General features: G+C 68.9%; 11 protein-coding genes and 2 pseudogenes. 8 read left to right on the forward strand and 5 right to left on the reverse strand.

Annotation, left to right across the window (positions count from 1 at the left end):
* The first annotated feature begins 22 nt into the window (after window positions 1-22).
* Window positions 23-328 (forward strand): trypco2 family protein, encoded by a 306-nt coding sequence (locus tag ACI2LP_RS13145; RefSeq protein ID WP_360867877.1) that lies wholly within the window; start codon window positions 23-25, stop codon window positions 326-328.
* A 20-nt stretch (window positions 329-348) separates the two neighbouring features.
* Here the strand turns inward: ACI2LP_RS13145 and ACI2LP_RS13150 are convergent, their stop codons facing one another.
* From ACI2LP_RS13150 to ACI2LP_RS13160, 3 genes are all read right to left on the reverse strand, one after another.
* A complete protein-coding gene (locus ACI2LP_RS13150; RefSeq protein ID WP_404724611.1) occupies window positions 349-789 on the reverse strand; it encodes a GNAT family N-acetyltransferase in 441 nt (146 codons plus the stop codon).
* 88 nt (window positions 790-877) lie between these two features.
* The gene (locus ACI2LP_RS13155; protein ID WP_404724612.1) at window positions 878-2,203 is read right to left on the reverse strand and encodes a zf-HC2 domain-containing protein; all 1,326 of its coding nucleotides are present in this window, start codon (window positions 2,201-2,203) and stop codon (window positions 878-880) included.
* Window positions 2,200-2,781: a sigma-70 family RNA polymerase sigma factor gene (locus tag ACI2LP_RS13160; protein WP_404724613.1), complete on the reverse strand. Its 582-nt coding sequence runs from the start codon at window positions 2,779-2,781 to the stop codon at window positions 2,200-2,202. Before ACI2LP_RS13160 ends, ACI2LP_RS13155 begins: the two co-directional genes overlap by 4 nt.
* Window positions 2,782-3,026: 245 nt before the next feature.
* Here ACI2LP_RS13160 and ACI2LP_RS13165 point away from each other — a divergent pair, with 245 nt between their 5' ends.
* The 5 genes and pseudogenes from ACI2LP_RS13165 to ACI2LP_RS13185 all read left to right on the forward strand — a co-directional run bounded on the left by ACI2LP_RS13165 (window position 3,027) and on the right by ACI2LP_RS13185 (window position 6,700).
* Complete coding sequence (locus ACI2LP_RS13165) at window positions 3,027-3,401, forward strand: STAS domain-containing protein (RefSeq protein WP_404724614.1); 375 nt, start codon at window positions 3,027-3,029, stop codon at window positions 3,399-3,401.
* Window positions 3,402-3,514: 113 nt separating this feature from the next.
* Window positions 3,515-4,027 (forward strand): EF-hand domain-containing protein, encoded by a 513-nt coding sequence (locus ACI2LP_RS13170; protein ID WP_404724615.1) that lies wholly within the window; start codon window positions 3,515-3,517, stop codon window positions 4,025-4,027.
* A gap of 243 nt (window positions 4,028-4,270) precedes the next feature.
* Window positions 4,271-4,795 (forward strand): annotated as a pseudogene (locus ACI2LP_RS13175) (transcriptional regulator); the annotation flags it as partial.
* A gap of 199 nt (window positions 4,796-4,994) precedes the next feature.
* Window positions 4,995-5,639 (forward strand): RNA polymerase sigma factor, encoded by a 645-nt coding sequence (locus ACI2LP_RS13180; RefSeq protein ID WP_404724616.1) that lies wholly within the window; start codon window positions 4,995-4,997, stop codon window positions 5,637-5,639.
* The gene (locus tag ACI2LP_RS13185; RefSeq protein WP_404724617.1) at window positions 5,636-6,700 is read left to right on the forward strand and encodes a CU044_5270 family protein; all 1,065 of its coding nucleotides are present in this window, start codon (window positions 5,636-5,638) and stop codon (window positions 6,698-6,700) included. Before ACI2LP_RS13180 ends, ACI2LP_RS13185 begins: the two co-directional genes overlap by 4 nt.
* A 407-nt stretch (window positions 6,701-7,107) precedes the next feature.
* Here ACI2LP_RS13185 and ACI2LP_RS13190 read toward each other — a convergent pair whose 3' ends face one another.
* Window positions 7,108-7,326, reverse strand: a complete 219-nt coding sequence (locus tag ACI2LP_RS13190; RefSeq protein ID WP_404724618.1) for a hypothetical protein — start codon at window positions 7,324-7,326, stop codon at window positions 7,108-7,110.
* A gap of 266 nt (window positions 7,327-7,592) precedes the next feature.
* On the opposite strand from ACI2LP_RS13190, the gene ACI2LP_RS13195 reads away from it, so the two are divergent.
* The gene (locus ACI2LP_RS13195) at window positions 7,593-7,841 is read left to right on the forward strand and encodes a hypothetical protein (RefSeq protein ID WP_404724619.1); all 249 of its coding nucleotides are present in this window, start codon (window positions 7,593-7,595) and stop codon (window positions 7,839-7,841) included.
* A gap of 591 nt (window positions 7,842-8,432) precedes the next feature.
* Window positions 8,433-9,470, forward strand: coding sequence for a trypsin-like serine peptidase (locus tag ACI2LP_RS13200; protein ID WP_404724620.1), 1,038 nt, complete (start codon window positions 8,433-8,435; stop codon window positions 9,468-9,470).
* Window positions 9,471-10,170: 700 nt separating this feature from the next.
* On the opposite strand, the pseudogene ACI2LP_RS13205 reads toward ACI2LP_RS13200, so the two are convergent.
* Window positions 10,171-10,410 (reverse strand): annotated as a pseudogene (locus ACI2LP_RS13205) (hypothetical protein); the annotation flags it as partial.

Genomic DNA, 10,410 nt, shown 5'->3' on the forward strand with positions numbered 1-10,410 from the left:
ACTACAGGAAGCGGGGTACGCGATGGCTGAGCGTGACGAGGCGCCGGTGGCCGGGCTTGCCGAGGTGATCGGACAGGTCCGGGACGAGCTGGAACGGGCGCAGCGGGCCGGCGAGGGACGCGACCTCAAGTTCAGCGTGGAGAAAGTGAATCTGGAGTTCGCGGTGCAGGTGCGACGGGAGGGCAGCGGCCGGGCGGAGCTGCGGATCGGAGTGCTGACGGCGGGCGGCGGGGGCTCGGCGGCGCGGGACACGACGCACACGATCCAGATCGAACTGAAGCCACAGGGGCGCGACGGGAACCCGAACGTGGCGGTGGGCGGGGAGTAGGCCGGTTGACGCCCCCCGGCTCAGGCCAGCCTCATGTCGATGAAGGGCATGCCGTCACCGGGCAGCAGGTACCTTTCGATTTCTGCAAATCCATGCTTTTGGGCGAATCGCAGCCCGTCCAGGTTGGACGCCAGGACACACGTCTCGATCACGTCGGCGCCGAGCTTTCGCGCCTGTGCCAGCCCTCGTTCGTAGATCTCCGCACCAAACCCCTGACCGCGGTGGGCGGGGAGCACCCGGGCGATCACTGTGGCGGTCGCTGCGTCGTCCGTCGGTGGACGCACTGTCGAGCAGCCCACAAGAACATCGCCGAGATACGCGACTTCCAGGTGGTTGCGCTGAACACGCTCGCGCACCTCGTCGAGTGACAGGAAGTGAGTGGGGACGATCAGGTTGTGGACGTACTGCCAGTCTTTGAGACTGGCATCGCCGTCCACTTGCTCGATGCGAAGGTCAGACATCGGCCCAGCAAACCCGTGCGCATCGTGGAGCGTCAACTGCAATTGGGGCCGGAGGGTGAGGGGAGGCGCCGGTGGCTCCCCGCGCTTCCTACAGCCTGCTCAGCGACGCCGCCGCGGACAGCACGTCCCTGATCGCCTCCCGGTCGCCGTCCTGGCCCGCCGCGGCCTCCTCCGGTGAGACGTGGCCCGCCACCAGGCGGCAGAATTCCACACCGTCCAACGCCACTTGGGCCACCGCCTCGTCCGCGGAGCCGACGGCCGCCGGGGAGTCCAGGGCGATGTACCAGTTCCCGCCGCCCGATCCCTCGACCTCCAGATGCAGCGAGCGGCCCGGCGTACCGGGCACCACCAGATGCTTGGCGGGGCCCGCGAGGCCCGCGCGTCTGCGGTCCGCGAGCGCGGCAGGCAGCAGCCGGGCGGCCAGGTCGATCATCCGGTGCAGATGGGAGCCGCTCGGCGGCTCGTACGGATAGTCCACCGCGTCCGCGATGTCGCCCGCGTGGATCCAGCACTCGAAGGCCCGGTCGAGCAGGGAGTCCTGCAGCGGCAGGGCGAAGTCTCCGTACGAGACGGACAGTTCGGCCACTCCACGGCCGGCGAAGGACACCGTGCGCACAAGGGCGTGGCTCTGCTCGCGCCACGGCTCGCGGACGGCCGCGGTGTGCGACAGGTCGGCGTCCCAGAACGCCTCCGTGCGCTCCGTCGGCAGTTTCGGTGCGCTCGCACCGAGCGGATCGTCCAGGCCGAGCGCGCCCGCGACCAGCCCGTCGACGGTCATCAGATGGCCGATCACCCCGGCCACGGTCGTTCTGCGGCTGACCGCCCGCTCGCCCTCGAACCACTTCAGACGCACCGGGGCGTGCCACTCCGACTCGCCGATGTCCCGCAGCAGCGCGTCGAGTCGCGCGGTCTCGGCGTCGTACGCAGTCGCCCACGCCGGCACGGGGATGCGCGCGGGCCTGCGCCCCAGGCAGTTCTCCAGGACCCGGAAGCGCAGCAGCGGGTCGAGGTCCAGATCCCGGTCGGTGTGCAGCAGGCCGACCGCGTCACGCAGCCGCAGGGCCTCTTCCGCGCAGGGCGCGCACTCGCCGAGGTGCGCCTCGACGGCCGCGATCTCCTCGGCGGAGCAGGCGGACAGGGCCCATGCGCCGAGCAGGGACTTCAGCACGCTGTGGGAGGGGCGTTCGGGGACGGGCTGCTCGGCGGTCGGCTTGAGCGGCGGCTTGACGGGCGGGTCGGCGGGCGCCTCCGGCTCAGGTGCGGGCCGCGGCGGGCGCGGGACCAGCCGGGCGGCGTCGAGATCGTCCGCCGCCGACCGCGGTCCCGGTATGCGTGGGGTGCCCCGTACCTCGTCGGGGCCGTCGTCGTCGCCGGGTCGGCCGTTTCCGCGGCCGCTGTCCCAGGGCCCGCTCACAAGGAGCGTCCGTAACCGGGCGGCGACGAGCCCTCCAGCGGGCGCGTATTGGCGGTGGAAAGGAGCTGCAGGCCGAGCCGGAGCCGGCGCCGGGCCTCGTCCTCGGTGACCCCGAGGTCGGCCGCGGTCTGGCGGTAGTCCCTGCGCTGGAAGTACGCGAGTTCCAGGGCCGCCCGCAGTGGTGCGGGCATGGAGGTGACGATGTAGTCGGCACGGGCCGCGACCGCCGCCCTGCGCACCTTCTGCTCCAGCTCCTCCGTGGTGCCCTCGCCGCCTTTGGCGAGTGCCGCGGCCTCGGTCTGGCGCAGCCGGTGCACGGCCTGGCTGTTGGTGAGCTTGGCCACCCAGGAGCGCATCGAGCCCTGTTTGGGGTCGTAGGAGTCGGGGTTCTCCCAGATGTAGCCGAAGACCTCACGGGTGACCTGGTCGGCGCCCTGGTCGTCGTCGAGCACACGGTGGGCGAGCATGTGCACCAGAGAGGCGAACCTGTCGTAGAACTCTCCGAGCGCGGCGGCCTCTCCCCGCGCGAGCCGCTGCTGCATCTTGCGGTCCCATCGCGGCGGTGTGTTCTTTGCCATACGGCCCCCAACGCCTGTTCCCGGTGCCTGTCGCCCCCTCGAATGTAATGCGCGTGGCAACAGACGCACGCCCCTTTACGTCAAGTGCGCCCCCTGAGGCGGGCCTGGATGGTAGGGGGCGGGGTTTGTGTTTCATGGCTGAGAGGGCGGGCAGGGGCGGGAGGAACGACATCTTCCGGATGTGCCTGCGCGGCCGCTCGACGTGACCGTGGCGCTTTCGGACCGGCGGGAGGAGAGGTCCGGTCGTGATGCTCAAGGTGGACTCGACCCGGCAGGGCGCGTGGACCGTGCTGCACGTCCGCGGCGAGCTCGATCTCGTCTCCTCGCCCGTCGTGCGCCAGCATGTCCACGAAGCGGTCGCCGTCGGTCACCGCGATCTGGTGCTCGACCTCTCCGAGGTGCTCTTCTGCGACTCAAGCGGCGTCGGCGTACTGGTGGCCGCCCGACGGCTGCTGCGCTCCTGCCAGGGCCGCCTCCGGCTGATACTCCCGGCCCACGGCGCGGAGGAGGGCTCGCACGTCAACCGTGTACTGGCCGCGCTCGGCGTGCGGCGCCTGTTCGAGGTGTACGCGGAGGTGGGCTCGGCCACGGACGACGCGGCCCAGCCGCTGTCGGCGTGAGCGGCGTCGCCGGGGCATTACCGGGGGTTCACCCGGGCTCCTCCCGAATGTCGTCACCACGTAATTGGCGGAGTACTTGCACGCGTCAGCGCTCGGGGCCGTACGCTCCCCGCATGGACAGCGCAGAATATGAGCGCAAGATCGCTTCCCGCTTCGCCGCCTTCGACCAGGACGGCAACGGCTATATCGACCGTGAGGACTTCAGCGGGGCCGCGGCCGCGCTGCTCGCCGAGTTCTCCACGACCGCCCGCTGCGACAAGGGCCAGGCCCTGTACAGCGGTGCGGAGGCGTTCTGGCAGGGCATGGCCGGGATCGCCGACGTGGACGGGGACCAGCGGGTCACCCGGCAGGAGTTCATCACGGGCGCGGTGAAGAGACTGCGTGACAATCCCCAGCGATTCGCCGAGATCGCCCGGCCCTTCCTGCACGCGGTGATCGCGATCGCCGACGAGGACGGCGGCGGAGTGACGCCGTCCGCGGCAGAGCGGGTGCTGAGGGTGCTGGGGGTGGATCCGGGGGTCGCGGCGGTGGCGTCGACGTCGCTGGACGCGGACGGGGACGGCAGGATCACGGAGGAGGAGATCCTGGCGGGCTTCGCGTCGTATTTCGTCACGCCGGAGCCGTAGGTCTGACCGGGGGCCCCACCCCGCCTTTTTCCGCTGTGTCGATGTGCGGCTCCGCCCCAGACCCTCCCCCTACGCCCTGGCGGGCGTGGGGGGACCCCCACGCCTCAATCGCCGGCGAGGCTTGTTTCCGCCGGTCGGCCTCAAGATTCAGGCCGACCGGCGGAAATTCAAGCCCGTCCGGCTATTGAGGACAGGCCGCCGCCGGGGCTCAACGGGGCCGCGCGGTGGCCGGCGAGGAGCTGCTATCGCGAAGCCGCTGACACTCTCTCAGCAGCCGTGCACGTGGCCAAGCGAGGCGACAGTTCGCTATCAACCCGGCACTGGGTCGCTTCAGTGCAGGCAGAGGCACATGCGGGCATGGGGGACCTCTTCGCGTGCGAGCGTGCACTCGACGAGGCGGAACAGGTTCGGCACCTGACCGAGGACAGCAACAACGGCGGCTGGCTGCGTTTCGATGGGACACGGTTGGCCGAGGAGCGAGGAGCCAGGTACGTACAGCTCGGCCGACTTGACCTGGCTGAGCAAGCCCTGCAGTCCGCGTTGGAGCAAGGCGCACTTGCCGAAGGGCATTCATTCCGCCGCCGGGGAGTCGTCCTGACTGACCTGGCAGCGATCGGCGCCAAGCGACGCGACCCTGATCACGTCATCGCGTTCGGACGTGAGGCCTTGCAGCTCGCCCGAGAAACATCCTCGGGTTACCTGGCCCGTAAGCTCCACGGCGCCTACCTGCGCGAGCTCTTAGAAGATCTCCACAGTTCGAGCCGATGACAGACAAGACCTCCACTCAACCTGAGAACGCCACCTGCCCCGCTGCTCAACTGCCGTGCCGCCCAGTACTCGCTGCCGCCCGAGATGCCGCTCAGCCCACGGAGACGGCGGCCGTGATGTGCGAGCCTGGCCGCGGAGCCCCATGTCTCCTGACCGTGTGAGGCACGCCACGGGAACCTGCCCTGCCGCGTGGACAAGGATGGACGTGGACTACTCATTGCACACCCGGATACGGGCAGGCGACCCCGAGGCGTTCCGCGAGCTCTTCCGTGACCACGCCCGACTGGTCCACCGGCACGCGGTGCGCGTGACCGGGGACTGGACCGTCGCCGAGGACATCGTCTCGCTGACCTTCTTGGAGGCGTGGCGGCTGCGCGTCAAGCTGCGGGACGAGGGCGACAGCCCGCGCCCCTGGCTGATGGGCATCGCCGTGAACGTACTGCGCAACACCACCCGCGCTGCGCGCCGCCACCAGCGGGCCCTGGAGCGCCTGCCGGCCAAGGAAACGGTCCCGGACTTCGCCGACGAACTCGTCGGCCGCATAGCCGATGCCGACCAACTGGCTGCCGCCCAGCGGGTGCTGAAGAAGCTGAGCCGGAGCGAGCGCGAGGTCTTCACACTCTGTGTGTGGTCCGGGCTCAGCTACGCGGAGACGGCGGCCGTGCTCGGCGTCCCGGTCGGCACCGTGCGCTCGCGCCTGTCCCGCGCCCGTAAACGGCTGAGCAAGCTGGCCGACGAAGAACTGGGAAAACGCAGGGAACCGCTACCGCGCAACGGACAAGTACAGGGCGGCCGCACTTCTGCGGCCCGGTCACACGAGTCGTACGAGGAGAGGTCCGAATGATCCGCAAGAAGTCTCGGCGTGAGGAGTCGCTGGACCACGCGGAACTGGCCCGGTTGCTGCCGGCGCCGGGAGACCCGCACCTGTCGCTCGACCGTCACCTGCTTCTCGAGGAGCACCTGATGAGCGAGATCCAGCCCACCGCACCCGCCCCTGCGCCGTCCCGCCGCCCGGCACGCCGTGTCCTGCTGATCGGTGTCCCGGTCACCGCCGCCGCCCTGGCCGGCACATTCGCCTTCACCGCGCTGACCGGTTCCGGGGGCAGCGACCCGGCCGCGGCCAGCCCGCCCCCGGTCGAAGCGCCGGTCGTCCGCATCGAGCCAGGCAGCACCGCCCAGCTCGCCTCCACCGTCGAGCACATCGCCGCCGCCGCCTCGGCCCGCAAGACGCCCGAACCCGGCCCGGGCCAGTACATCTACATCAAGAGCAAGGTCTCCTACCTCTCCGTCTTGCACACCGACGCATACAAGTCCAAGACCTTGGTCCAGCCCCTGCATATCCGTGAGGTCTGGAATTCCCCCGACGGCAAGCAGGGCTGGCTGGACGAGCCCGGCTACAAGCCCAAGGGCGGCATCACCCTCGACAGCGACGTCGAGAGCAGCTTGGGCGCCCCCTCCTACGACTACCTCAAGACGCTGCCCACCGACCCGGACGCCCTGCTGAAGAAGATCTACAAGGAGACCGAGGGCCAGGGGAACTCCCCGGACCAGGAGGCATTCACCACTGTCGGCGACCTGCTCAGGGAGCAGCTCGCACCGGCGAAGCTGAATGCAGCGCTGTACCGGGCCGCGGCCAAGATCCCCGGGGTTGTGGTGGTGGACCACGCCAAGGACGCCGCGGGACGCGAAGGAATCGCCCTGGCCCACGTCGACCAGCAGAGCGGCGGTCGCACCGAGTGGATCTTCGACCGCAAGACATACGCCTATCTCGGCAGCCGCGGTGTCCAGGTCAAGCAGGCCGACGACGTCAAGCCTGGCACAGTCCTCGAATGCACCGCCGTGCTGGAGCGGGCCGTCGTCGACGCCCAGAAGCAGCGCCCCGGCGCGCAAGGTACCGGTGCGTGAGCACGCGATCGCCCCGCTAGGCAGTGCGTATATTGCCACGCGACATCGCGCGCAGGCGCCGCACGGCCGGCCAGAGCTGACGGCCGGCAGCACAACGCTACGAAGGACGCAGGCCGCTCGCCGTGTCGTGGGCGGCCTGCTCGTACTCCGAACCGCTCGGTGAACGGCCACTACTGGCGCCCGGGGTGTTGGCGGTCGCCCTTGCCGTCGTCTCAGCTCCGAGGCGTGCTCCTCTTGCAGCGGCTACCCCGCCGATGGCCGGACCACCGAGCACACCCCATAGGCCGACGCCAGCAGACACGAGTGCCACAAGTCCTTGATCCATGAAGGGGGAGGATGCGCACAGGTCAAAGGCCCCGCCGGTTCGCCCGGCGGGGCCTTTTCGCGGCTCTACGCGCGCACGATCACTAGGCGTTTCCCCATGCCTCAAAGAATCGCTCGCGGTCTTCGGCCGTTTCATGCGTCCGGCGGCTGGCGAGCTGGACGTGCCAGGCAGTGGTCTCGGCGTCACGCAGCCACAACTTCCCGAAGTACTTGGCGTCACCTATGACGTCCAGGGCGCCCCCGATTAGTTCGGCGATGGCGTCACGCTCCCCGTCGTCGAGCTCTGCAAGAAAGCTGAGCACACGACCGGCAATACCCGCTTCGTTCTTCACCCCGTCGCCTGCTGGGGAACGAACCGGAAGGACACCGGCGCCGCGAGGCCGAAAAACAAGATGGATACCTGACGAAGCGGTACCGGTGGTATCCGGCTTCCTGGGACCGAGCGTTCGGGATTGCTACCGAAGCATTCTGGTCGGCCGGAAGCTTTTCGGTTCCACATCGATCCCTGATCTGCTGAGGTTGAGGCGACTCTACAGACCCGCATAACCTCAACGAACGGGGCATCACCATGAGTTCTGACAACCATCCCACCTCGCACCAGCTCCGCACCCAGCGCTCATCGCGCCTGCGGCTCGCGCTGGTCGGCGGCGCCGCCGCACTCGCGCTCCTGGGCAGCGGTGCCGCGTTCGCCGCCAGCCAGGCCCCGACGCACCGCACGGGGACGGCCGCCAGCTCACACACGCAAGAGGGAATCAGTAGGGGCTCGGATACCCTGCTCGCATCCGGCTCATGGCGCTCGGTGCATTGGCACTACTGACCGGAGACGCGTAACGCTGTTGCGGTAAGCGCTTCGGCCGTGGCTGCGGGGCGCACCATCGGTAATGCTCTCGACTAGACCAGTGAGGCATCTGGCTGCCCGGGCGGTATGAACCTGCCCCGCCCCGCGGAATCTATGCTGACGCAGCACGCCAAGCGTCCCCTCCCTGGCAGCCCTCATGCCGGCACCGTCGGCGAATGCCAGGAAACGAGAAACGGCGCCCCTCGCAGCACAGTGGGGGCTGCGAGGGGTGCGTTGTTGTGTGCCACGGCTGTTGCGGTGACTGCGCACGTTACCGGCGCATGCCAGGACGCTGGCGTCCGACACAACGCTGCATCAGCACCCTGCGGCCATCCTCTGGCCCAATTCGCCCACGCGAGCCAGACAGTGTCAGTGAACGTTCTGGTCAGCGCACGGTGCGCCCCTTCCTTCGCCCGGAGACGCGATCAGTTCTGAAAACTGAGCTCACAGGAAAAGTTCTGTGAGCCCATGGAACCAGCATGCTGCTGTGTGCCTAATTCACGGCATAGAAGGTAATTGACCGCTGCCGTCGATACGCACAGCACGCCCCCCCCGTACACAGGAGGCTTCATGTCAGCCCTCAACGCACAGCCGCCGCGTCGGAATCGCGGGCCCGCAGGATTGGGAGCCCGTCGGCTCGGACCGGGTCTCGCCGCCTGCGCCCTCTCGCTCGCCCTCGCGGCGACCGCGACCGCCTGCCAGAACAAATCCGATGTGAAGGCACCAGCTTCGGGCAGCAAGGCGGAGCAGGCACCGGTCGGCAAGGAGGGCTCCGGCGATCAGGGCGTCACGGACCCCACGCCGCAGACCATAAAGGCCAAACCGGTCGCCACGCCCTACAGCGGTAGCAAGTTCGGTGGCGCCGTGGGCAGGCTGTTCAGCGACCTTCCCAAGGGGGACACAGAGGGTTGCACCGCCACAGTGGTGAAGGATCCGGCGCACCCGGGCAAGTCGAACCTCGTCTGGACGGCGGGGCACTGCGTCCACGGGGGCAAGGGAGGCACCTGGCACCGCAACATAATGTTCTTGCCCGCGTTCAACGACAACGGACTTCCGGTCAGCCGCATCAAGGGCGCAGCGCCGGAGGACCTCGCCCCGTTCGGCGCTTGGAAGGCAGACGATGTCTCGACATCCCCACAGTGGATCTCCGAGGGGAGCGCCGGGGAGTCGGGCGACGGCATGCCCTACGACTTCGCTATTGTGCATGTGACGGGCGCCAAGGGGTCCAAGTCCCTTGAGGAGACGGTCGGTTCGGCCGTGCCCATCGACTTCGACGCTCCTCGGATGAAGGACATCGGGAAGGTGGCCGTGCGGGGATACCCCGATGCCATGCCGTTCGGCGGTGTCACGATGCTCTCATGCGAGGACCGGCCGACGCGCCTGACCATGAAGGCCGGCCAGCCGACGCTGTACCGCATCGGCTGCACGATGACGAAGGGTGCGTCGGGCGGCGGCTGGTTCATGGAGGGCGCGGACGGCAATCCCGTGCTGGTGTCGAATACCTGCTATGGCCACTTCAAGGGGGCGCGATGGCTGGCGGGACCGCACCTCGGCCCCGAGGCGAAGGCTCTCTTCAACACCATGAGCAAGAAGCACGCCGACGCATAGGCCCGGTCGGGTGAACCGATCGTCGTCGACCGGCCCGAGGCCCGCATGGCGTCGAGCATCTCGGTCCAGGAGGTACGTCCCGTCTCTGAGGCTTCTCCGACGATTCGCCTGGCCAGTGGACCAGGCGGGGATGCCGGATGAGCGCCCTTGCTCCCCCCCAGGTGTCCCCCGAGAGTGGCTCCAAGGAGGGAGACCGCAGCTCAAAGCCCTCGGAACCGTCCCGCTGTAAATCTGCTGCGGTGGGACCGACGGCGGGCGTCAATGCCGACAACTGTCACGCGGCGCGGCAATCTGCCGCGCCTCGCGGGGTGTCTGCCTAGCCGGGCCGCGAGGCTAGCCAAGGGCTGCTGTGTGGAGGCGGCGGGCGGTAGTTGCAAGTAGGCGTCGAAGTTTGTCCCTGTTGGCGCCGTAGGTCTTGAGTGCGTGGCAGTTCGGTCATGCGGACAGGGGGAAAGCGTGCGCTCCCACGCGCGCATGCTCGCGGTGGCTGCTACCCGCTGGCTCCTCGGTGGAGGGACTCGTTATGCGCTCCAGCGGCCAACCTCCGGCCAAGTCAGGACAGCGGGGAACGCCGGGGAGTCCGTATGCGCAGTTCAGGGCCTCGCCCGGAGGGCGAACCCACTGGTCTTGAAACCGTCGTGGCTTGCGCGGCGTTGGACGGCGTGCTCGTCCGGCCGAAAATGCCGCGGCTCTTCACAGTTCAGGCTGCTTGCTCGTCTGTGCCGTCGTCGGGTGCCGCCAGCCAGGGCATCCGGTGGACGAGACTGTCGCGCAGCTGGGTGAGGATCGCGATTCGCTCCTCCAGCTCGGCCACCCGCTGTGGGGCGCCGCCGCCGCCCGCCTCGCCGACACCGCCGTAGGAGGTAAACAACCGCAGATACGCCGCGGGGGTGGCCCCGCACGGAATGAAAGAAACCACCCCGAAACCCCCCCACACAAA

Origin of the sequence: Streptomyces sp. NPDC019890 (assembly GCF_044903445.1) — a bacterium.
Classification (GTDB): domain Bacteria; phylum Actinomycetota; class Actinomycetes; order Streptomycetales; family Streptomycetaceae; genus Streptomyces.

Bases quoted from the DNA above. Each gene is read 5' to 3' on its own strand.
- ACI2LP_RS13145 (WP_360867877.1), top strand. From the start codon at position 23: ATGGCTGAGCGTGACGAGGCGCCGGTGGCCGGGCTTGCCGAGGTGATC.
- ACI2LP_RS13150 (WP_404724611.1), bottom strand. From the start codon at position 789: ATGTCTGACCTTCGCATCGAGCAAGTGGACGGCGATGCCAGTCTCAAA.
- ACI2LP_RS13160 (WP_404724613.1), bottom strand. From the start codon at position 2,781: ATGGCAAAGAACACACCGCCGCGATGGGACCGCAAGATGCAGCAGCGG.
- ACI2LP_RS13170 (WP_404724615.1), top strand. From the start codon at position 3,515: ATGGACAGCGCAGAATATGAGCGCAAGATCGCTTCCCGCTTCGCCGCC.
- ACI2LP_RS13180 (WP_404724616.1), top strand. From the start codon at position 4,995: ATGGACGTGGACTACTCATTGCACACCCGGATACGGGCAGGCGACCCC.
- ACI2LP_RS13185 (WP_404724617.1), top strand. From the start codon at position 5,636: ATGATCCGCAAGAAGTCTCGGCGTGAGGAGTCGCTGGACCACGCGGAA.
- ACI2LP_RS13195 (WP_404724619.1), top strand. From the start codon at position 7,593: ATGAGTTCTGACAACCATCCCACCTCGCACCAGCTCCGCACCCAGCGC.
- ACI2LP_RS13200 (WP_404724620.1), top strand. From the start codon at position 8,433: ATGTCAGCCCTCAACGCACAGCCGCCGCGTCGGAATCGCGGGCCCGCA.